Origin of the sequence: Nonomuraea sp. NPDC049028 (genome assembly GCF_043197735.1) — a bacterium.
Taxonomy (GTDB): Bacteria; Actinomycetota; Actinomycetes; order Streptosporangiales; family Streptosporangiaceae; genus Nonomuraea.
Genome location: NZ_JBICTR010000004.1, coordinates 524,008 through 549,380, shown reverse-complemented (window position 1 = coordinate 549,380; position 25,373 = coordinate 524,008). Strand labels below are relative to the sequence as shown.

The following is a 25,373-nucleotide window of genomic DNA, read 5'->3' as shown; positions in this document are numbered from 1 at the left end:
GACGTGACTGGATCAGGCGGCGACGGGACGGACGCCGGACGAGATCGCGAGCTGCTCCCGGTCGCCGGCGCGCGCCTCACCTGGGTGTGGCTGTGGCGCGAACTGCGCGCCAGGTGGCCGAGTCTCACCTTCGCGCTGCTGGTGGGCCTCCTGGGGGCGGTCGCCTCCGTGGTGCCGGCGTACGCGCTGGGCGCTCTCGTGGACCGGGTGCGGGAGCACGCCCCAGCCTCCGCGATCGTGCCCATCACGATCGTGATCATCGTCGCGGCCGTGGTCGGCGGGCTGGCCACCGGCCTGGCGACGTACCTGATCGGCCGGTTGTGCGGGCAGATTCTCGCGGTGCTGCGGGAGGCGACCGTGGCGAGGGCGCTGACGCTGCCCGCCACGACGCTCGAACGGACCGGGAAGGGCGATCTGCTCTCGCGGGTGGGCAGCGACGCGGCCGCGATCGGCAAGGCGGCCTCCGACGTGATTCCCACGATGATCTCGGCGTTCCTGCTGGGTGTCCTGAGCGTCGCCGCGATGGCCGGGATCGACTGGCGGCTCGGGCTGGCCGGCGCGGTGGCGGTGCCGTTGTACGCGGTGGCGCTGCGGTGGTACCTGCCGCGTGCGGCGCCCCAGTACGCCCGGGAGCGGCAGGCGGTGGCGGACTCGTCGCAGCTGCTGGTCGAGAACATGCAGGGTGTACGCACGGTGCACGCCTACCGTCTGGAGCAGGCGCGGCTGCACGACATCGGGATCGCCTCCGGGCGGGCCCGCGACATCTCGGTCTCGGTCTTCACGCTGTTCACGCGCTTCGTCGGCCGGGTCAACCGGGCGGAGTTCTTCGGGTTGGCCGCGATCCTGGTGGCGGGGTTCCTGCTGGTGCGCGGGGGGTCGGTGACGGTCGGCGAGAGTGCCGCCGCGGCGGTCCTCTTCCATCGGCTGTTCAACCCGATCGCGATGCTGCTGTTCACCTTCGACGAGGTACAGGCGGCGGGCGCGAGCCTGGCCCGGCTCGTCGGCGTGGTCGAACTCTCTCCGGCGCCCCAACATTCGGATCGGGCGCCACGCGTACCCGCGGACGGCTCGCTTGAGTTGTCCGGCGTGCGCTTCAGCTATGACGGCCAGGTCGATGTGCTCCACGACGTGAGCGTGCGGGTCGCGGCGGGTGCGCGGGTGGCGCTGGTGGGGTCGACGGGGGCGGGCAAGTCCACCCTCGCGGCCATCGCGGCTGGGATCCTGCGGGCCGGGCACGGCGAGGCGCGTGTCGGCGGCGTGCCGCTGGCGGAGCTGGCTCCGGCGGAACTGCGGGAGCGGGTGGCGATCGTCACCCAGGAGACCCATGTCTTCGCCGGGCCGCTGATCGAGGACCTGCGCCTGGCCCGGCCGGGGGTTTCGCCGGACGAGGCCGCCGCGGCACTGGACACCGTAGGCGCGCTGGACTGGGCGCGGAGCCTTCCGGAGGGCCTGGACACGGTGGTCGGTGAGGGCGGGCACGAGCTGACGGCGGCCCAGGCCCAGCAACTCGCTCTGGCGCGGCTGGTACTCGCGGCCCCCGCGTTCGCCGTCCTGGACGAGGCCACGGCGGAGGCGGGCAGCCTGGGCGCTCGTGACATCGAGGCGTCCGCCGCCGCGGCGACCCGGGGACGTACCACCCTGATCGTCGCCCACCGTCTCACCCAGGCGGCGTCGGCCGACCGGGTGGTCGTCCTCGAACACGGCAAGGTCGTCGAGGAGGGCCCGCACCACGAACTGGTCGCCGCCGGCGGCCGGTACGCCGAACTGTGGCGGGCCTGGGAGACGCGTACACCCACTTCCTCATCAAGTAAGGCTAGGCTAACCTAAGTTGCGTGGCGAATACCGTGAACCCAGGGCGTCCGGACGGCATAGGCGAGCGACTTGAGGCACTGCGCAGGTGGAACAACGCGACCACTCCAGAGACGATCACCACGGTCGCCGACCTGTTCACCGCACAGGTACACCGCACTCCCCACGCCCTCGCGGTGGTGGCGCCCGGCGCCCGCCTGACGTACGCCGAGCTGGGTGCCCACGTCTTCCAGCTCGCGCACCACCTGCGCGGTCGCGGCCTGGGGGCGGAGGACGTTGTCGCGGTGTCCACGCCCCGCTCGGCGGAGCTGGTCGTCGCCGTCCTGGCGGTCATGGTCGCGGGCGGCGCCTTCGTACCGGTCGAGCCGTCCTGGCCCGCGGAACGCCGAGCCAAGGTACGCGCCGAGGCCGGGGCGGGCCTGGTCATCGCCGCCCCTGGCCTGGAGACCGGTGACTCCGTCATAGAGGTGGACCTCGGCGCCTGGCGCTACGGCGGCGAACCCGTCGAGCCGCCGCCGCTGCCGCCCATCAGCGGGGGACGGCTCGCGTACGTGATGTTCACCTCCGGCTCCACGGGCACCCCCAAGGGGGCGATGATCCGGCACGAGGCGATCAGCACCCGGCTGCTGTGGCAGGTCGAGGAGATCCTCGGGTTCGGGCCGGGGGACGCGTCGCTGTTCAAGGCGCCGCTGTCGTTCGACATCTCGGTCAACGAGATCCTGCTGCCGCTCGTCTCCGGCGGTTATGTGGTCGTCGCCGAGCCCGGTGGCGAACGCGACCCCCAATACCTGCTGGATCTGATCGCGGGGGAGCGGGTGACGTTCGTCTATCTGGTGTCGTCGATGCTCGACACCCTGCTGGAGATGGCCGACGGGACCTCGCTGCTGTCAGGGCTCAAGCACGTCTGGTGCGGCGGCGAGGTGCTCACGCCGGAGCTGTTCGACCGGTTCCGGAGCCGGCTGTCCACCACCCTCTACCACGGCTACGGTCCGGCCGAGGCGACCATCGGCGTCTCGCACGTCATCTACCGGGACACCGCCGAGCGCATCGCGACCTCGATCGGCCGCCCCAACCCGCACACACAGCTCTACGTGCTCGACGACCGGCTGGAGCCGCTGCCCGTGGGTGCGGTCGGGGAGTTGTACGCGGCGGGGTTCCTGCTCGGGCGCGGGTACATCAACGCCCCCGCGCTGACCGGCTCCCGGTTCGTCGCCAACCCGTTCGGGGACGGCGGTTCCCGGATGTACCGCACCGGCGACCTCGCGCGCTGGAACGCCGACGGCTCGCTGGAGTTCGTGGGGCGGGCGGACAACCAGGTGAAGATCCGCGGCATGCGGCTGGAGCCGGAGGAAGTGGAGGCCGTGCTGGCCACCTACCCGGGGGTCCGGCAGGCGGCCGTCACGGTGGGTACGAACGCGGCGGGCGTACGGCATCTCATCGGGTACGTGACCTCCCACGACGACCTTCCGGCGGCGGAACTACGGCGCTGGTGCGCCGACCGGCTGCCCGAGTACATGGTGCCGAGCGCCTTCGTCGTCCTGGACCACTTCCCGGTCACCGCCAACGGCAAGGTGGACCGCCGAGCTCTACCGGATCCGAAGCCCGAGGTGGGTCGCCGTGCTCTGCCAGAGTCCGGCGGACAGGGCCGCGACGTGGGCGAGTCTCGGATTGAGCGGGAACGTGTTCTCTGCGAGATCTTCGCGCGGGTCCTCGGCCTCGAGGAGGTGGGGGCCGAGGAGGACTTCTTCGCGCTGGGCGGTGACAGCATCGTCGCCATCGGCGTCGTCCGGCAGGCGCGGCGCGCCGGACTCGTGGTGCGGGCGCGCGACCTGTTCGCCCATCCCACTCCCGCCGCACTGGCGGTCACGGTGACCGAGGTCGCCTCGACCTCAGGGCCCACCACCGGTGCCGTGGGGGAGGTGCCCGCGACCCCGATCACCGAGTGGCTCCAGGCCAACGGCCCATCGATGGACGGGTTCATCCAGTCGATGACGGTCCGCACACCCGCCGGCATGACGGCCGAACAGCTCGAACGCGTCGTCGACGCCGTACTCGCCACCCACGACCTGCTGCGGGCACGGACCGACGGCGCCTCCCCCTGGACCCTGGCGGTCCAGCCGGTGGGCTCACCCCGGGCGGCACAACTGATCACCCGCGTGGACGTGACCGACAGCAACGCGGCACAGGTGGCGGCCGTTTTGGACAGCGAGATCACGGCGGCGGCGCGGCGGTTGGATCCGGTCGGCGGCCGAATGATCGATCTGGTGTGGCTGGATGCCGGGCCGCACGCGCGGGGCCGGCTCGTGGTGGTGATCCATCACGTGATCGTGGACGGGGTGTCGCTCCGCGTGCTCCTGGAGGACCTCGGCCACGCCTGGGCGGCGGTACGCGACGGGCAGGCGGTGTCGCTGCCCGGCGTACCCACCTCATTCAGGCAGTGGGCGACCCTGCTGCGCGAACGTACCCGCGCGGGCGCGTTCGCCGCCGACGAGGCGTACTGGCTGCGGGCCGCGGCCACGCCGGACCCGACGCTGGGGGAGCGGCCCCTGGACCCGCGCCGTGACGTGGTGGCCGCCGAGGAGTCGCTGACGGTCACGGTCCCCTCACCCGTGGCCGCCCGGCTGCTCGGCGCGGTGCCCGCGGCCGTTCACGGCGGTGTGCACGACGTGCTGGTCGCGGCGGCGGCGATCGCCCTGGGCCGGTGGCGGGCCGGACACTGCCCGGACGCCGGTTCCGAGGTGCTGCTGGAGCTGGAGGGGCACGGGCGCGAGGAAGACGCTGTGGGGGACGTCGATCTCTCCCGTACCTTCGGCTGGTTCACCACGCTCTTCCCTGCCGTACTCGATCCGGGCCCGGCCGACGCCGCGTACGGCGACGCGGTGAAGGCGGTCAAGGAGCAGCTCCGCGCGGTCCCTGGGCGCGGGCTGAGTTACGGCGCTCTGCGTTATCTCGGTGACGATCCCCGTCCCGACCTGGCGGTGGCGCCGCAGGTGCTGTTCCACTACCTCGGGCGGTTCGCGGCCGGGTCCACCGAGGCGTGGACGGCCGTCGGTGACACCGAGATCGTGGTCGAGCGGCGCGACCCGCGCATGCCGCTGCCACGCGTACTGGAGATCAACTCGGTCGCCGTGGACACGGCCGGCGGGCCGGTGCTGGAGACGCGGTTCAGCTGGCCCGGCGGTGTGCTCGACGACGGACGGGTACGGGCGCTGGCCGATCTGTGGACCGAAGTGCTCACTGGGATCGCCACGAGTGAGACGGTCGCCGGGCACACCCCCTCGGACTTCCCTCTCCTTGCCCTGGAGCCCGGTGACGTGGCCGCCATCGAGGCCGCGGCACCGGAACTGCGGGAAGTGCTTCCCCTGTCTCCGCTGCAGCTCGGCCTCTACTTCCACGCCACCTTCTCCCGCGCCGCCGACCCGTACGTCGTCCAGCAGACCATCGAGCTGACCGGCCCGCTCGACGGCGACCGGTTGCGGCTGGCGGCGGACCGGCTGATCGACCGGTACCCCAACCTGGGCGCGGCCTTCCGCACTGTCGGGGATGGGCGGGTCGTGTCCGTGATCGCGGGCCGTCCGCGGGTGCCGTGGCGGGTGGAGGATCTCACCGGCACCGATGTCGCAGCCTTAGGGCCGGACGGCTTCGCGGGCCTTGGTGCCGAGGACGTCGCAGCGCGGGTGGCCGCCATCGCGGAGGCGGAGCGGTCCGCGCCGTTCGATCTGGGCCGGCCTCCGTCCATGAGGTACGCGCTGCTCAGGCTCGGCGAGCGACGGCACGTGCTGATCCACACCGTGCACCACATCCTGGCCGATGGCTGGTCGGTGCCGCTGATCCTGCGCGACCTGCTGGCGCTCTACGAGGCCGAGGGACGGTCCGAGGCGTTGCCCGCGCCCGCGCAGTACCGGGAATTCCTGCGGATGCTGGCCGCGCAGGACCCTGACGTGGCGACCGAGGCATGGGCGGACGTTCTGGCTGACGTGCAGGAGCCGACCAGGCTCGCCGACGCGCTGAGCACCCCTCAAGCCGCGGGGCTCGTCGATGCGCTGGGCGCTCCCCAAGAAACCGGGCTCGCCGACGAAGGTGGCGGGGGGTTCGGCCGGGTCGAGTGGGAGTTGCCCGCGGACGTCGGCGACCGGGTGCGTGACTGGGCGCGGGAGCACGGGCTGACGGTCGGCGCCGTCATCGCCGCCGCTTGGGGGATCCTCGTCGGGCGGTTGGCCGGTCGGTCCGACGTGACGTTCGGCTCGACCGTGTCCGGCCGGGGGCCGGCCGACGTCGCGGGCATCGACTCCATGGTCGGGCTGCTGATCAACACCGTTCCGGCGCGGGTACGGTGGGTGCCCGGGGACTCCCTCGCCACCGTGGTACGGCGCTTCGCCCGCGACCGGCGTGAGGTGGTGGAGCACGAGCACGTCTCGCTGGCCCGGCTGCAGCGGCGGCTGGGCGTGCCGGAGCTGTTCGACACGCTGGTGGTCATCGAGAACTACCCGGCCGAGCCCACCCCGGCGGGCGAGGTACAGATCGCGGCGGTGCACACCGTCGAGGCGCCGCACTACCCGGTGACCCTGATGGCCAAGCCGGGTGCGCGGATCGCCGTCACGCTGACCCACGACCGGCGGGTGGTCGGGGCGGATGCCGCGGCCCGGCTGGCCCGCCAGTACGAGATGGTGCTGACCGCCCTCGCCGACGACCCCGAGCGGGCCTGCGAGCGGCTGGACCTGGTGACCGATGAGGAGCGTGAGCGGCTGACGGCCGTTGGCTCCGGTGCCCCGGCTCGGGTGGGCAGCACGGTGGTGGGGCTGTTCGCGCGGCAGGTGGCCGAGCACCCGGAGCGTACGGCCATCGTCTGCGGGGAGCGCGTGCTCACCTACGCCGAGCTGGACGATCGCGCCCGGAGAGTCGGCCGGACGCTGACCCGGGCGGGGGTGCGGCGCGGCGACGTCGTCGCGGTGGCGACGAGCCGCTCGGCGGACATGGCCGTGGCTCTTCTTGCCGTCATGCGCGCCGGGGCCGCCTACCTTCCGGTCGATCCCGGCTATCCGGCGGCCCGGATCGAGTTCATGCTCGAAGACGCGCGTCCGGTGTGCGTGCTCACCGACGAGGCGAGTGCCAGGTCGCTGCCGCCGCACGACCTGCCGACGCTCACCGTACGAGCCGCCGCCGACGCCAGCGCCGACGTGCACCCCATCGCCGACGTGGCGGCCGACCCGGGGGATGCCGTTTCTGTCGTGTACACCTCCGGCTCGACGGGTCGGCCGAAAGCGGTCGTCGGGACGCAGGAGGCGCTCGCCAACCGGCTGGTCTGGGCCGCTCAGGAGTGGGGGTCCGGCGTCCGGGTGGCGAAGAGCTCGCTGAGCTTCATCGACGGCACCACGGAACTGCTCGGCGGCCTGGTCGCCGGGGCCACGACGGTCATCGCCGACGCCACCGAGGCCACCGACGGTGCCGCGCTGGCCAGGCTCGTCGAGCGGTCCGGGGCGACCCAGCTGCTCGCTGTGCCCAGCCTGGCCGGTGCGCTGGCGGACACCGAACCGGTGCGGCTCAGCGCGCTCAGCCGCTGGATCTGCAGCGGGGAACCCCTCGATCGGGCCTGCGTGAACGCGCTCCGGCAGGCGTCCCCCGACGCCCGGATCGTCAACTCCTATGGGTCTTCGGAGGTGGCGGGTGACGTACTTCAGGGCGAGGTCGAACCGGCGGGGCCGGTGACGCTGGGCAGACCCGTGCCCGGGGCGCGGGTCTACCTGCTGGATGCCGCTCTCGACCTCGTTCCGCCCGGTGCGGTGGGGGAGATCTATGTCGGCGGGGTTCAGCTCGCTCTCGGGTACCTGGGTCAGGGCGGCGTGACGGCCACCCGCTTCGTGGCCGACCCGTACACCGACGGCGCCCGGCTCTACCGCACCGGCGACCTCGGCCGGTGGACGGCTGACGGCCGGGTCGAGTTCCTCGGCCGGGCCGACGACCAGGTGAAGATCACCGGATATCGGGTCGAACCGGGTGAACTCGAGGCCGCCCTGATGCGCCGCCCAGGCGTGGCCGACGCCGTGGTCGCCGTACGCACCACCGGCGAAAGCACGCGTTCCCTGCACGCGTACGTGGTGGCCGCCCCGGGCGAGGAGCTCGACCCCAACGCCCTTCGCGCGACCCTGCGTGCCGAGCTGCCCGCCTACCTGGTCCCCGCGACCGTGACCGTTCTGGACCGCCTGCCGGCCCTGCCCAACGGCAAGCGGGACCGCCGGGCACTGCCGGACCCCGAGCACATCGCCAGAGGCGGACTGACGCGCACCGCCAGGGAGGCGCTGGTCTGCCGGCACTTCGGTACGGTGCTCGGCCTCGACGGCATCGGTGTCCACGACGACTTCTTCGCCGCCGGGGGAGACAGCATCCTCGCCATCCGCGTCGTCAGCCTGCTCGCCAACGACGGGATCGAGCTGACCACAGAAGACGTCTTCCGCCTGCGCACTCCGTCCGTCATTGAGGCGCACCTGACAGGTGGCGAACCGGCGGCCCAACCGGTCCGGGCTCAACTGGACCCGGCCGAGCTGACGACCGTGTCGCTGACGCGGGCCGAGATCGACCACGTCGTGGCGAACAGCCCGGTTCCGGTGGCCGACATCTGGGCGGTCTCGCCCCTTCAGGAGGGCGTCTACTACCAGGCGGCCTACTCCGAGGGCGCCGGCACCTACATCGCGCAGAACGTGTTCGACTTCGACCACCGGCTCGACATCGAGGCCATGACCACGGCGTTCGCGGCGCTGCTGCGGCGCCATCCCACGCTGCGGGCCGGGTTCACCGGCGACGGCGTGCCCGGTGTCGTGCAGTACATCGGCGCCGAGGTCCCAGCCGAGGTCGCGGTCGTGGACCTGTCGACCGGTTCCAGAACGGATCCGTCTGCCGCCTCCGGGACGGACATGCCGCCTGGTTCCGGGACAGGCCCGTCGACCGACTCCACGACGGACCGGGCGGACGCCCTCGCCAAGTTGCTGCGGTCCGACCGGGAGGAGCCGTTCGACCTCAGTCGGCCGCCCCTGGTCCGGCTGACCGTCATCCGCCTTCCCGGCGGCCGCGACCGGTTGCTGCTGACCGCCCACTTCCTGCTCTGGGACGGCTGGTCGCGCGAGCTGGTGCTGCGTGAGCTGTTCGCGCTGTACGAGTCCCGAGGCGAGCGCGGCGCCTTGCCGCCCGCCCAGGCGGCGTTCACCGACCACCTCGCCTGGATCGCCGCCCGTGACCGCGACGCCTCCACCGCCGCCTGGGCCGCCGCGCTCGCCGACGTCTCCGGGCCGACCATCCTGGTCCCGGAGGCGGTCGGCCGGGAGCCGATCCCGTCCGAACGCGTCCTGGCCGCGCTCCCGGCCGAGGTGACGACCCGGCTGGGGGAGCAGGCCCGGCGCGGTGGCGTCACGCTCAACTCGCTGCTGACCGCCGCGCTCGGCCTCCTCCTCGGGTACGAGACCGGGCGCACCGACGTCGTGTTCGGCACGACGGTCGCGGGACGCCCCGCGGGGCTGGCCGGGATCGAGAACGTGATCGGCCTGTTCCTCAACACCGTCCCGGCCCGGGTGACGGCCTCGCCCGACCTGACGGTGATCGAGCTGGCGCGCCGGGCCCAGGAGGACCGCATCCGGCTGGCGCCGCACGAATACCTCGGGCTCGGCGACATCCAGCGCGCCGCCGGTCAGGAACAGCTCTTCGACACCCTGTACGTCCTGCAGAACTTCCTGTCCGACACCACCTTCACCGACCTGGAACGCGAGCAGGGCATCGTCGGAGTGGAGTACGTCGACACCACCCACTACCCCTACACCTGGGTGCTGACCCCCGGCGCCAACCTGCGGATCAAGCTCGAATACCGGCCCGACGCGGTGACGGAGGCGGACGCGCGGCGGCTGGTCCGGCGCTTCAGGCGGCTGCTGGAGTCGCTCGCCGACGGCCTGTCGGTCCAGGCGGGCGCGCTGGACCCGCTGCTCGACGAGGAGCGCGCCGAGCTGGCCGGGCAGTGGGCGGCCACGGAGCATCCGATCGGCGAGGCGACCATCGCCGACCTGCTCGCCGAGCGGGCCGCGAGTTGCCCGGATGATGTCGCCCTGGTGTTCGGGGAGCTGTCGCTGACCTACGCCGAGCTGGACGGCCGGATCAACCGCTGCGCCCGGCTGCTGCTGGCCAAGGGCGCCGGACCGGGCCGGATTGTGGCGCTGGGGCTGCCGCGCGGCGTCGAGATGGTGGTCGCGCTGTTCGCCGTCCTGCGTACGGGCGCCGCCTATCTCCCGCTCGACCTCGATCACCCGGTGAACCGGCTCGCCGAGATGCTCGACGACGCGCGGCCGGTGCTGCTGGTGTGCGCCGACGCGAGCGCACCGCTGGCCGAGCGGCAGCGGCGGCTGGGCGGGGACTGCCTGGTGCTCGATGGCGAACCGGCCACACTGCCCGCACCCCCGCTGAGCGACGCCGAACTGGGGGCGTTCGCCGGTACGGTTCCGGGCAGGCTGGAGCATCCGGCGTACGTCATCTACACCTCCGGCTCCACCGGCCGGCCCAAGGGCGTGGTCACTCCGTACCGGGGCCTGACCAACATGCAGCTCAACCACCGGGCCGAGATCTTCGACCCGGCCGTCGCCCGCGCGCGGAGCGCCGGGCGGGAGCGGCTGCGCATCGCGCACACGGTGTCGTTCTCCTTCGACATGTCGTGGGAGGAACTGCTGTGGCTCGTCGAGGGCCACGAGGTGCACATCTGCGACGAAGAGCTGCGCCGGGACGCCGCCGCGCTGACCGCCTACTGCCGCGCGAACCGCATCGACGTGATCAACGTGACCCCCACGTACGCCCACCACCTGTTCGAGGAGGGGCTGCTCGACCGGGACGGGCACCCGCCCCGCCTGGTGCTGCTGGGCGGCGAGGCGGTAAGCGAAGCCGTCTGGGACAGGTTGAGCGAGCCGGACGGCGCCGAAGGCTACAACCTGTACGGCCCGACCGAGTACACGATCAACACCCTGGGCGCGGGCACGCGCGACAGCGCCACCCCGACCGTGGGCCGGCCCATCTGGAACACCCGCGCGTACGTGCTGGACGCCTGGCTGCGCCCGGTCCACCCCGGTGTGCTCGGCGAGCTCTACGTGACGGGCGCCGGGCTCGCACACGGCTACCTGCACGCGCCGGGTCTGACCGCCGGGCGGTTCGTGGCGGATCCGTTCGTGCCGGGCGGGCGCATGTACCGGACCGGGGATCTTGTACGGCAGCGTCCGGACGGCAACCTCGACTTCCTCGGCCGGGTCGACGACCAGGTGAAGATCCGCGGCTACCGGGTCGAGCTCGGCGAGGTGGAGTCGGCGCTGGCCGCGCTGCCTCAGGTCCGGCAGGCCGCGGTCATCGCCCGTACCGACTCGGCGGTGACCGGCCTGAAGAAGCTGGTCGCGTATGTGGTGCCGGCGGAGGGGTCCGAGGGGGCCGCCTTAGTCGCGGACTTGCGGGCCGCGTTGGCCGAGCGGCTGCCCGGCTATATGGTCCCCGCGCTGTACGGCGTCGTCGGTGAGCTGCCGCTGACCGTCAACGGCAAGCTCGACGTCGCCGCCCTGCCCGAGCCCATAGCGCCCGTCAGCGGCGGCGACCGGCCACGCGACGACCGCGAGCGAACCCTGTGCGGCATCTACGCCGAGGTGCTCGGCCTGCCGGAGGTCGGCATAGACGACGACTTCTTCGCCCTCGGCGGCGACAGCATCTCCTCGATCGCCGTGACCGGCCGCGCGCGCAAGGCGGGCGTGCACCTCACTCCGCGCGACGTCTTCCGCCGCCGCACCGTACGGGCGCTCGCCGCGGTTGCGCCCCAGGCCGCTCCGGGCGTCGGGCCACGGGACAACGGCGAAGGTACGGTCGCGCTCACCCCGATGCTCGTCGAGACCATGCGGGCGCAGACGCCGCTGGAGCACTTCTACCAGTCGATGGTCTTCCGCACCCCGTCGGAGATGACCCGCGCGCAGCTGGAACGCGTGCTCAAAGCCGTCGGCGAACGCCACGATCTGCTGCGGGCCCGGCTCGACCGCCACGGCGACGCCGAATGGGTGCTGTCGGTGCCGCCACCGGAGGCATTCAGTGCGGCGGACGCGCTCACCCTGTCCGTCCTCGGGGACGTGGAGGAGGCCACCCGGCAGGCCGCCGACCTGCTCGACCCGGATCGCGGGATCATGTTGCGGGCAGTCTGGTTCGCCTCCGAGCCGGAGTCGGAGCCGGGTCGCCTGCTGCTGGTCATCCATCACCTGGTGATCGACGGTGTCTCCTGGCGGGTGCTCGCCGACGACCTCGCGCGGGCCTGGGCGGAGGTACGGGCGGGCCGCGAGCCCGTGCCCGACGAGGTGCCGACCTCCTTCCGTACCTGGTCGAAGCTGGTCGAGGAGGCGAGCGCGCGGGGTACGTTCCGCGACGAGCTCGACCACTGGCGGGCCGTCCTCGCCACCGAGGACCCCTGGCTGGGTCCGCGCCCGCTCGACCCCGCGATCGACACGGCCGCCACCGTGGAGGCGCTGACGGTCTCGCTGCCCGGCGAGGTGAGCGCCGCCCTGCTGTCGGCCGTGCCCGCCGCGATGCACGGCGGCGTCAACGACGTCCTGCTGACCGGCTTCGCCGCCGCACTCGCCGAGTGGCGGGGTGGTGAGAGCGCCGTGGTCCTCAGCTTGGAGAGCCACGGCCGCGACGCCCTCGACGGCGTGGACCTGTCCCGTACGGTCGGCTGGTTCACCGCCATCTACCCCGTACGCCTCGACCCGGGACCGCTGAGCTGGGCGGAGGTCACTGAGGCGGGGCCCGCCCTGGCGGCGGCGGCGAAGCGGGTCAAGGAGCAGCTCCGCGCCGTACCCCGGCAGGGCCTGGGCTACGGGATCCTGCGCTATCTGGACGGTGAGGTGGACCTTCGGGGCGAGGCACCGCAGATCCTGTTCAACTACCTGGGACGGTTCGCCGCCGACGAGGGCGGGGACTGGGCGGCGGCCGGCGCGCTGCGCGAAGGCGTCCACCCGAGCAATCCCGCGATGGGACTGGAGATCAACGCGCTGGCTCAGGACGGATGGGCGGGCACGGTGTTCTCCGCCACGCTGTCCTGGCCGTCCGGCGTCATGACGGCCGCTGAGGTGGGCGAGCTGGCGGAGCTGTGGATGGCCGCGCTGACCGCCCTGACCCGGTGCGCCGAACTCGCCGGGCGTACTCCCTCCGACTTCCCGCTGGTCGAGCTGACCCAGGGTGACGTGGACCGGCTCGCGCCGGACGGCGTGCGGGACATCCTGCCGCTGCTGCCGTTGCAGGAGGGCATGTACTTCCACGCGTCCTTCGCCGAGGACCAGACCGACACGTACATCGTGCAGCAGGTGGCCGAGCTGTCCGGCCCGGTCGACCGGGCGGCGTTGCGCCGCGCGGTGGAAGCGGTGGTCCAGCGGCACGACGCCCTGCGCGCCTGCTTCCGGGAGGTGGCCGACGGCCGGGTGGTCCAGGTGATCGCCGGTGCCGTGGAGGTGCCGTGGCGCGAGGTGGACCTGACTGGTCTGGACGCGGCGGCGGCGAGCGAGCGGCTGGCCGAGGTCACGGCCGCCGAGCTGGCCGAGCCCTTCGACCTGTCGGCCGCGCCCCTGCTCCGCTACGCGCTGGTCTCGCTCGGTCCCACCGAACATCGGCTCGTGGAGACCATGCACCACATCCTCGCCGATGGCTGGTCGTACCCGCTGGTGTTCGGCGACCTGCTGGAGTCCTACGAGCGCGGCCGGTCCGGGAGCGGGTACGACCTGCCCGCCCCGGCGGTGACGTTCCGCGACCATGCCGAGGCGGTGGCCGCCCTGGACCGCGTACGGGCCCGCGAGGTGTGGGCCCGCGCGCTGTCCGGCATCGGCTCCACCACCCGCCTGGTCGGCGCCGCGCAGGGGGAGACCGTCCAGGGACAGGCCGTCCAGGGACAGAAGGTGTCGCGGCACGACAGCGTCCATGTCGCGCTGCCCGCCGAGCTCGCGGGCGCCCTCGTCGAGGCCGCCCGCGAGCAGGGGGTGACCCTCAGTACGTTCGTGCACGGCGCCTGGGGGCTGCTGCTCGGCAGGTTGCTCGCGCGGGAGCGGGTGGTGTTCGGCTCCACGGTGTCGGGGCGGGGCGGAGAGTTGCCCGGCGTCGAGTCGATCGTGGGCCTCCTGATCAACACCGTTCCGGTGCCGATGTCCTGGCGCCCTGGCGACACGCTGCGCGAGGTGCTCGCACGGCTGCAGGAGCAGCAGACGGACCTGCTGGACGTGCAGCAGATGGGGCTCGGGGAGCTCGCCGCCCTGGCTGGGGTCCGGGAGTTCTTCGACACGATGGTGGTGGTGGAGAACTTCCCCGCCGTGCGGGCCGGTGCGGGGGATGGGCTGAGCGTGCTGGGGTTCACCGGCACTGATGCGCCGCACTATCCGGTCTCTCTGGTGGCCTTCCCCGGGGAGCGGCTGACGCTGGAGATCAAGTACGACGTCGAGCTGGTCGGGGAACGGGCGGCCCGTCGGCTGCTCGACCAGGTGGGACGTGTCCTCGACCAGCTGGCCACCGCGCCGAGCACGCCGGTCTCGCGGCTGGACGTGCTGGCGGCGGGCGGCTTGACGCTCGCCGACGCGTACGCCGCCGCACCCGTCCGGCCGGGCTCCATAGCCGTCACCTCGGGCGACACAATGCTCACGCACACCGAGCTGGACGCGGCCGCCAACCGGCTGGCCCGCGCGCTGGCCGCCGGGGGCGTACGGCCGGAGTCGCGGGTCGCCGTCGCGCTGCCCCGCTCGGCGGACCTCGTCGTCGCCCTGCTCGCGGTCGTGAAGGCGGGCGGCTGCTACGTACCGCTGGACATCAGCGCCCCGGCCGGACGGCTGAGCCACATCCTCGCCGACTCGGCCCCCGTATGCCTGCTGACCGACACCGCGACGCTGGACTCGCTGCCCCCCGTCACGGTGCCGGTCATGCTGCTGGACGACCCGCGCCTCCTCGCGGACCACTCCTCCGCCCCGCCGCCCCTGGTCCCGTCGGCGGCGGCTGACAACGCGGCGTACGTCATCTACACCTCGGGTTCGACGGGCCTGCCCAAGGGTGTGGCGGTGACCCATCGCAACGTGCTGTCGCTGTTCGCGGCGGCTGGGGAGCTGTTCGACTTCGGTCCCTCTGACGTGTGGACCATGTTCCACTCGTACGCGTTCGACTTCTCGGTGTGGGAGCTCTGGGGCGCGCTGCTGCACGGCGGTCGCCTGGTCGTCGTCGACCGCGACGTGGCCCGCGACCCGCGCCGCTTCCTGGCGCTGCTGGAACGCGAGCACGTGACCGTACTGAACCAGACGCCGTCCGCGTTCTACCCGCTGATGGAGGCCGAACGGGAGCGGCCGGGCGAGCTCGCGCTGCGGTACGTGGTCTTCGGCGGCGAGGCGCTGGACCTCGCGCGTCTGGCGCCCTGGTATCAGGGTCACGCGGACGGAGCGCCGCGCCTGGTGAACATGTACGGGATCACCGAGACCTGTGTGCACGTGTCGTTCCGTGCGCTGACCTCGGCCGACGCTGAAGACGCGAGCGGCGACAGCGTCGTCGGCGGACCGTTGCCCGGTCTCGGCGTACACCTGCTCGACGACCGTCTCGAGCCGGTCCCGCCGGGGGTCACCGGCGAGATCTATGTCGCGGGCGATCAGCTCGCTCGCGGCTACCTCGATCGGCCCGGCCTGACCGCCGAGCGCTTCGTGGCGCGCACTGGCGGCACCCGCCTCTACCGCAGCGGCGACCTCGCGCGGTGGACTCCCGACGGCGATCTGGTCTACGTGGGCCGCTCCGACCAGCAGGTCAAGGTACGGGGATACCGCATCGAACCCGGCGAGATCGAGTCCGCGCTGCGCACGCTGGACGGAGTCGTGAACGCCGCCGTCACCGTGCGGGAGGACGAGCCGGGACGGCGGCGGCTGGTGGCGTACCTGGTCGTGCGGAACGGGGCGCGTCTCGGTGCCGCCGAGGCCCACGCCCACCTGGCCGAGAGGTTGCCCGGCTACATGATCCCGTCGGCGTTCGTCCCACTCGACGCGCTGCCACTCACGGTGAACGGCAAGCTCGACCGCACGGCCCTGCCCGCCCCTTCGCCCGCCCGGGCCGCCGTCGTTGGCGACGCTGGGGGGTCGCCTGTGGCGGTGTTGCGGGCGCTGTACGCGGAGGTTCTGCGGCTGGACGGTGTGGGCCCCGACGACGACTTCTTCGTGCTCGGGGGTGACAGCATCATCGCCATCCAGCTGGTCAACCTGGCTCGGCGCCGGTCATTGCGGCTGTCTCCCCGTGACGTGTTCGTCCACCGCACTCCGGCCGCGCTCGCTGAGGCGATCGGCCATGGTGCGCAGGGTGTGGTTGCCGGGGGGATCGGCCACGGTGAGCGTGGTGCGGTCGGCCATGGTGTGCGGGGCGCGCTTGCTGGGGCGGTCGGCCACGGTGGCGCGGACACCGGCCCCGGCCGGGCGCCGGACGGGCTCGCGTCCGGCCCTGGCTGGGAGCCGGACGAGGTCGTGTCCGATGGGGTGGGCGAGGTCATGCTGATGCCGATCGTGCATCGGCTGGCCGAGTTGGGCGGGCGGATCTCCCGGCTGAACCAGTCCGAGCTGCTGTTCACCCCACCGGGCGCGACCCACGAGCAGATCGTCGCGCTGATCCACGCGCTCGTCAGGCGCCACGACGCGCTCCGGTTGCGGCTGCATCGGCCGTCTCCACTGCTGTGGTCCCTGGAGGTCCGCCCGGCCACCGACATCCCCGGCGCCGCCGACATTCCCGGTCCCGCTGGTGTCTCCGGCCTCGCTGGTGTCTCCGGTCCGGCTGGTGTTTCCGGTTCGGCCAGTGGCTCCGATCTCACTGGTGCCTCGGAACCTGCCGATGCCTCCGACCCGGCCGTGACCTCGGTCGACGCGGTGGGTCTCGACGACGACGCCCTGCGCGCTCTGGTCGCCGCCCAGTCCGACGCCGCCGCCGATCGGCTGGACCCCGATGGCGGTCACGTACTGCGGGCGGTGTGGTTCGATCGGGGGCCCGAGCACCAGGGCAGGCTGCTGCTCGTCGCGCACCATCTGGTGGTCGACGGGGTCTCGTGGCGGATCCTGACCGACGACCTGCGACAGGGCTGGGACGCCGTGAGCACCGGGCGCCGCGTCCGGCTCGAACCGGTCGGCACGTCCCTGCGCGCCTTTGCGCGGTCCATCACCGAGAACGCCACTCAGGCGGCCCGGCTCGCCGAGTTCGAGCACTGGACGACGACCCTGGCACCGGGCGGCGAACTCGACCCGTCAACCCCGGCCATCGGCCTGACAGCAGGCCAAACCCGGGACCACGTCGTGCGCCTGCCTCCCGAGGTGACCGCACCATTGCTGACCACCGTGTCGCCCGCCCTCGTGGCCGACATGACCGCACCGCCGCTGGCCATCGCGTCGGCCGCCCCTGTCGCCGATGTGACCGCTGTGCTCGTTGCCGCGCTGCACCTCGCCGTTTCGCGCTGGCGTGTGGCGCGTGGCGGCGAGCCCGGGACGCCGCTGGTGATCGACCTGGAGCGGCACGGGCGTGAGCAGATCGCCGACGAAGACGACCTGTCCAGGACCGTGGGGTGGTTCACCGCCATCGCCCCTGTACGCCTGCCCGCCGTTACCGGTGGCCCCCGAGACGTACTCGGCGACGTGGGCCACGCGCTGCGAGCCGCCCCGGACCGGGGCCTGGGGTACGGGCAGTTGCGTTACTGCAACGCGCGCACCGCGCCTGCGCTCGCCCGGCTGGGAACACCCCAGTTGCTCTTCAACTACCTCGGTCGATTCCCCACCGGAGGATCCGGCGACTGGGACTCCGCACCCGAGGCGACGGCGCTGCGCGTACACCCGGACCCCGACCTGGGCACCCCGTACCTGCTGGAGATCAACGTCGCCTGCCACGACACGGCGGCAGGGCCAGAGCTGCACGCCGTGTTCACCTACGCGGACGGCGGGCTCGCCGCGGCCGACGTGGACACGCTCGCCGACGGCTGGGTGACGGCCGCCCGCGAGCTGGCCACCGCATCCTCCGGTTCCGCCTCCCCTGGTTCGGCCCCACCCGGCTCCGCGTCCTCCGGCCCTGGGTCGTCCGAGCCCGGTGGGACCGCCCGGCCCACCCCGGTCACCCACCCCGCCCTCACCCCCGATGAGATCGATCGGGTGGTCGCCGCAGCCCCGGTCGACGTACAGGACATCTGGCCCCTGTCGCCGCTCCAAGAGGGCCTGTACTTCCAGGCGGGCTACGCGGGTGACGCCGACGTGTACGTGGCGCAGAACGCGTTCGACTTCGCTGGGCGGCTCGACGTCGCGGCCCTCCGTCGCGCCTACGCCACTGTGCTCGACCGGCACGCGGCCATGCGGCTCGGCTTCACCGCCGAAGGCACGACCCGGCCCGTCGCCCTGGTCGGGACCGCGCTGGACAGCTCGGTCGGCGTGGTTGACCTGTCGGACGTGGCCGACGGCGACTCGGAAGTCGTCTACGGCGGCTCGGGAGCGGCCGACGGCGGCTTGGGAGCAGTCGACAACGGCTCGGGAGCGGTCGACGATGGCCGGCTCCGGGCGCTGATGGAGGAGGATCGTCGGCGGCCGTTCGACCTGGCCCGGCCGCCGCTGTGTCGCCTGACCGTGGTCCGGCTGCCCGGCGGGCGCGACCGGCTGCTGCTCACGTACCACCTGCTGCTGTGGGACGGATGGTCGCGGGAGCTGGTGCTGCGCGAGCTGTTCGGCCAGTACGCCCTCGCCCGCGACAACCGCCCGACCCCGGAGACCGCCGAGCAGACGGCGACGTCCATCGACTACCCCGCCCCGCGACAGGGAGGGGAGACGGCGACGTCCATCGACTACCCCGCCCCGCGACAGGGAGGGGAGACGGCGATGTCCACCGACCACCCCGCCCTGCCGCCAACCGAGCAGACGGCGACGTTCATCGACTACCTTGCCTGGCTGGGGCGGCAGGACACGGACGCGTCCGCGCGGGCGTGGGCGCGGGCGCTGGCCGGGGTCGAGGAGCCGACCATCCTGTTCCCGGCGGCCGCAGGGACCGCGCCGGTGCCGGCCACCAGCCTGTCGTTCCGGTTGACCCGGGAGCAGACCGGGCGCGTCACCGACCGGGCGCGCCGGGGCGGGGTGACGCTCAACGCGCTGCTCAGTACGGCGCTGGCCATGGTGCTCAGTCATGCCTCCGGCCGCCAGGAGGCCGTGTTCGGGACGACCGTCGCCGGACGGCCGACCGAGCTGGACGGCATCGACTCGGTGATCGGGGTCTTCCTCAACACCGTTCCGGTCCATGTCCGGCTGGCTCCGGGCGAGCCCGCGCTGGAGGTCATGCGGCGGGTGCAGGCCGACCGCGTGGAGATGATGCCGCACGAGTACCTCGGCCTGGGCGACATCCAGCGCGCGGCCGGCCGTGACCAGCTCTTCGACAGCCTGTACGTCCTGCAGAACTTCCTCGGCGACGACACCTTCACCGACCTGGAGCAGGAGCACGGCATCGTCGGCGTGCGGAGCGTGGACGCCACGCACTACCCGCTCACCTGGGTGGCCACGCCGGGGGCGCGGCTGGCGGTGCGGCTGGAGTACCGCGCCGATGTGGTCGCGCCCGAGCAGGCGCGGGCCCTGCTGTCCCGGCTGGAGCAGGTACTGCTCCACCTCTCCGAGCATCCCGCCACGACCGTGGCCGACGTGCCCGTCATCCTCCCGTACGAGCGCGCGGCGCTGGAGGCCGGATGGGACGCCGTCACCCATCCCATCGGCGCCGAGACCATCGCGGAGCTGATGGAAGCCCAGGCCCGGCGGACACCGGACGCCGCCGCGCTCACCTCAGGCGCGCGGACGCTGACCTACGCCGAGCTCGACGCGCGGGTGAACCAGCTCGCGCGCCTGCTGCTCGACCGGGGAGCGGGCCCCGAGCGGATCATCGCGCTGGCCGTGACCCGGTCCATCGACATGGTGGCCGCGTTGTTCGCCGTCCTCCGCACCGGAGCCGCCTACCTTCCCCTCGAACTGGACCATCCCGACGACCGACTGCTGGCGATGCTGGCCGATGCCGGGCCGGTCCTGCTGGTCACCACCGAAGCGGTGGCGCCCCGGCTCGCCTCCCACCCCGTGCCGGTGCTGTGCCTGGACGGCGCCGACGGGCGTACCGGATCGGCGGACCCGATCGAGGACCACGAGCTGGGCGACTTCGCGCCCGGCAGTCCGGGACGGCTCGACCACCCGGCGTACGTCATCTACACCTCCGGCTCCACCGGACGGCCCAAGGGCGTGGTCACCCCGTACCGGGGGCTGACGAACATGCAGCTCAACCACCGCGAGGCCATCTTCGCCCCCACGATCGCCGCCGCCGGGAACCGGATCCTCACGATCGCGCACACGGTCTCATTCTCGTTCGACATGTCGTGGGAGGAGCTGTTGTGGCTGGTCGAGGGCCATCACGTGCACATCTGCGACGAGGAGCTGCGCCGTGACGCCCGCGCGCTCGTCGCGTACTGCGACCGGCACCGCGTCGACGTCGTCAACGTGACCCCGACCTACGCCCAGCACCTGCTCGACCAGGGGCTGCTCGACGGCGCGCGGTATGGGGGGCCGCCCGGTTCGTACCGTCCGGCTCTGGTGCTGCTCGGTGGCGAGGCGGTGCCGCAGACGTTGTGGAACGCGCTGAGCGAGGCCGAGGGGGTGGCGGGTTACAACCTGTACGGTCCGACCGAGTACACGATCAACACCCTCGGCGCGGGCACCGAGGACAGCGCGGGCACCACGGTCGGCCGGCCCATCTGGAACACCCGAGGCTACGTGCTGGACGCCGCCCTGCGCCCGGTGCCCGTGGGCGTGCCCGGCGAGCTGTACATCAGCGGGGCGGGGCTGGCCCGTGGATACCTCGACCGGTACGCGTTGACCGCCTCGCGGTTCGTGGCGGATCCTTTCGTGCCCGGTGGGCGGATGTACCGGACGGGCGACCTGGTACGTGCCCGTGCCGACGGGAACCTCGACTTCCTGGGCCGTACTGACGATCAGGTCAAGATCCGCGGTTATCGGGTGGAACCGGCGGAGGTCGAGGCCGCCGTGACGGCACGGCCGGGCGTGCACCAGAGCGCGGTGCTCGCGGTTCCCGCTCCGTCGGGTGGCAAACGGTTGGTGGCCTATGTCGTTCCCGAGGAGCCCGGTGACGAGGACTCGCTGCTGGTGGCCGTCCATCGTGAGCTGAAGTCGGTGCTGCCCGGGTACATGGTGCCGTCGGCCTTCGCGGTCGTGGAGGCGCTGCCGCTGACGATCAACGGCAAGCTGGACACCGCCGCGCTGCCCGCACCGCGGTCGCTGCCGTCGAGCTCGAGGGCGCCGGCGGGTGAGCTGGAACGGCGGCTGTGCGAACTGTTCGGCGAGGTCCTCGGTGATCTCGGCGGGTTCGGCGCTGAGGACGACTTCTTCGACCGGGGTGGGCACTCCCTGCTCGCCATCCAGCTGTTCGGGCTGGTGCGTGCGGCTTTGGGCGTCGAACTGTCGTTGCGCGACCTGTTCGACACGCGAACGCCCGCGCGCCTGGCCGCCCGTCTCGCCGACCGAGCCGGGACCGCACCCCCCGAGCTCACCTCCCGCCCGCGGCAGGGGCGCCCACCGCTGTCGGCGGCCCAGGAACGGCTCTGGCTGCTCCAGCAACTGGACCCCACCTCGACGGCGTACAACTACCCGCTGCTCGTCCGCCTCCGCGGATCCGTTGACCACGACGCCCTCCGCGCCGCGCTCGGAGACGTCGTGACGCGGCACGAGGTGCTGCGGACGCTGGTCACGGTCATGAACGACCAGCCGTTCCAGGACGTACTCGATCCGTCCCCGATCGAAGTCGCGGTCATGGACCGCCCGGCCGCCGAGACCGGGAGCGTGGTGTCGGCGGCGGTGGCCCGACCCTTCGATCTGGCCGCGGACCCGCCGTTGCGGGTCACCCTGATCCAAGAGCAGGACACCGGGGACAGCGTGCTGGCCCTGATCCTGCACCACATCGCCATGGACGAGTGGTCCGACCGGCCGCTGCTGCGCGACCTCGACACCGCCTATGCCGCACGGCGGGCCGGTCATGCCCCGCAGTGGGAGCCGCTGCCGGTGCAGTACGCGGACTACACCCTGTGGCAGCGCGAACTGCTCGGCGACCCCGGGAACGCGGCCGGCAGGCACGCCGCCGAGCGGACCTACTGGCAGGAACGCCTGCGCGGCCTACCGGACGAGATCCCCCTCCCCGCCGACCGGCCCCGGCAGGCCCGCGCCGCCCGCCGGGCCGGTCGAGTGTCCGCGCCGCTCTCGCCGGGGCTGATCGACCCGCTGCGGGAGCTGGGCAGTGCCGAGTCGGCGAGCCTGTTCATGGTGCTGCACGCCGCACTCGCTACCTTGCTGCACCGCCTCGGCGCGGGTACCGACGTCCCGATCGGCAGCCCGACCTCGGGCCGCGCCGACGCGGTGCTGAACGACCTGGTCGGCTTCTTCGTCAACACCGTCGTACTGCGCGCCGACCTTTCCGGCTCGCCGTCCTTCACCGAGCTGTTGCGCCGGGTGCGCGAGACGGACCTGGCCGCGTTCGAGCACGCCAACGTGCCCTTCCAGCAGGTCGTCGAGGTGGTCAATCCGGTACGCGAGCAGGGGCGCAACCCGCTGTTCCAGGTGATGATCGGTTTCCTGCATCGGCCGGGCGACCAGGACACCGTCCTGGGCCTGCCCACCGGCGAGGCGCCCTCCTCCTTCGCCGATCCGAAGGTCGAGCTGAACTTCACCTTCGTCGACGCCGGACCACGACAGCCGGTCGAACTCATCCTGGAGTACGACGCCGGACGCTTCCACGACCACACCGCCCGGCGCCTGCTCGACCGCCTCATGGTGCTGCTCGACGCACTCGCGGCCCGGCCGGACCAGCCGGTCGACACGGCGCCGATCCTCGCCGCGAGCGACCTCGACGACCTCGCCAGGTGGCGGTCAGGCGGGCCGGTGGAACCCGCTGACCTGTCCTGGTACGCGCGGTTCTCCGCGCGCGCGAAGGCGGCGCCCGACGCGGATGCCTGCGTGTCGGGCGGTCGGACGATGAGCTACGCCGAGCTCGACGCGGTCTCGAACGCGTTCGCCGCCAGGCTCGCCGACCTTGGCGTCGGCCCGGAGAGCCTGGTCGGGCTGGCCCTGCCGCGCTCGGCCGACCTGCTGGCGGCCGTGCTGGGTGTCGCCAAGGCGGGGGCCGCGTACCTGCCGCTCGACCCCGCGTTCCCGGCCGACCGCCTGCGATTCATGATCGATGACGCCCGGCCCGCCGTCGTGGTCATCGACGAGTGTTCGCGTGAGCTGTTCCCCGTCCTGCCTGACGGTACGTCTCTTATCGACCTCGGCCGGGGACAGGCGGACGTGGAACCCTTCCACCCCGTCTCACCCGATCCGGACGCCGCCGCGTACGTCATCTACACCTCGGGATCCACCGGCAGGCCCAAGGGTGTGGTCGTCACCCATCGCGACCTGGAGACCTTCCTCGCCGCCGTGACCGCCGCCGTCCCGATCGGCGACTCCGATCGCCTGCTCGCCGTCACCACCCTGTCCTTCGACATCTCCGTACTCGAGCTGATGGCGCCCCTACGCGCCGGCGGGTGCGTGGTGATGGCCACGGAGGAGCAGGTACGCGACCCGCGACTGTTCACCGCACTGGCCGAGGCCGAACAGGTCACGGTCATGCAGGCGACCCCGTCCCTGTGGTCGGCGCTGACACAGTCGCCGGGCGCCGACCTCGGCGGTGTGCGGGCGCTGGTCGGCGGCGAGGCGCTCCCGCCCCCGCTGGCCCGGGAGCTGGCGGCCAGAGCCCGGAGCGTGACGAACCTGTACGGACCCACGGAAGCGACCGTCTGGGCGACATTCGCCGCTGTGGAGACCGACTGGTGCGACCGCCCCACGATCGGCCGTCCCCTGCCGGGCGCCACGGTCCACCTCCTGGACGCGGCCCTGGGCCCGGTGCCTCCCGGCGCCGTCGGTGAGCTGTATCTCGGTGGGGCCCAGGTCACCAGGGGTTACCTGGGCCGCCACGGTCTCACCGCGTCCCGGTTCGTCGCCGATCCGTACACGCACGGCGCCCGTCTCTACCGCACCGGCGACCTCGCCCGCTGGACCGGTGACGGCTCGCTGGAGTTCCTCGGCCGCTCGGACCAGCAGGTCAAGGTGCGCGGCTTCCGCATCGAGCCGGGCGAGATCGAGTCGGTCGCGGCCGATCATCCCGCCGTCCGGCAGGTGGCGGTGGCCGTCCGCCAGGACGCGCAGGGCGAAACCCGCATCCTCGCGTACGTCACCACCGGCGACGGCTCATCGGCACCGCTGCTGCGGGAGTACCCCGCCATCAGCGACGCCTCATCGACGCCACCGTTGCGGGAGTACCTCGCCCGGCACCTGCCGTCGTACATGGTCCCCTCGGTCGTGACGGTGCTCGACGAGCTGCCGCTCACCCCGAACGGCAAGGTGGACCGCGCGGCCCTGCCGGACGTCGACTTCGCCCGGCTGACCACCCCCGCCGCGCCGCGCTCGCGTACCGAGGCGGCCGTCTGCGCCGTCATCGCGGAGGTGCTGGGGTTCGACTCGGTCGGCGTGGACGACGACTTCTTCGTCCTCGGCGGCCACTCCCTGCTGCTGGTACGGCTGGCCGCGGCCCTGCGCAGGGAGCTCGGCGCCGACCTCCCGATAGCGGAGCTGTTCACGACACCCACGGCCGCCACCCTCGCCCAGCGCATCGCCGACGCGTCCCCCGCCGACGCCCCGACCGCCAGCGACGCGATGGCCCCGCTGCTGGTCCTGCGGGCTGGCGGCACCCGGCCACCGCTGTTCTGCCTGCCGCCCGCCAGCGGCCTGAGCTGGCAGTTCGCCGGGCTCAAGCGCTACCTGCCCGAAGACGTACCCCTCTATGGGCTGCAGTCGCCCCTCCTGAGCCGTACCACCCACCTGCCCGCGACGATGCCCGAGCTGGTCAAGGAGTACGCCGGGCTGATCGACCGGACCGCACCCGAGGGGCCCGTCAGCCTGCTCGGCTGGTCGTTCGGCGGTGCGGTGGCCCACCAGGTGGGGGTGCGCCTGGCGGCCGGCGGGCGCGAGGTGGCGTTCCTCGGCATGCTCGACACGCGGAAGGACTTCGCCGAGAGGCCCGAAGGCGCATGGGACCGGTCGTCGGCGATCGCCGACCTGCTGACCGAGATGGGCTGCCAGGTGCCGGAAGGGCGGCGGGCCACGCTGTCGATCGCCGACGCGGTCGGGTTCGTCCGGGATCTGGGCGGCGGCGTGGCCGCGCTGGAGGACGCCCAGATCGCTCGGGTGGTGGAGAACTACCTGGCCGGCGACCGCCTGATGGAGCGGGCCGTGTACGGCGTCTTCCCCGGAGACGTGGTCTTCGTCGACGCGACCGTACCGGAGCAGGGGTTCGCGGGGACGGCCTCCGAGCAGTGGAGCGGGTACGTCGGGGGAGAGCTACGGACGTTCGCCGTCGAGTGCGGGCATTCCGAACTGCTGGACACCCGCACTCTGGAGACCCTGGGCCCGCTGATCGCCCGCCACCTCTCCCGGTGA

General features: G+C 72.7%; 2 protein-coding genes. Both read left to right on the top strand.

All coding sequences use genetic code 11. The features are described from left to right. Positions 1–3: 3 nt before the first annotated feature. Complete coding sequence (locus ACGFJ2_RS17950; RefSeq protein WP_393469440.1) at positions 4–1,827, top strand: ABC transporter ATP-binding protein; 1,824 nt, start codon at positions 4–6, stop codon at positions 1,825–1,827. 5 nt (positions 1,828–1,832) lie between these two features. After that, positions 1,833–25,373, top strand: coding sequence for a non-ribosomal peptide synthase/polyketide synthase (locus ACGFJ2_RS17945; RefSeq protein ID WP_393469437.1), 23,541 nt, complete (start codon positions 1,833–1,835; stop codon positions 25,371–25,373).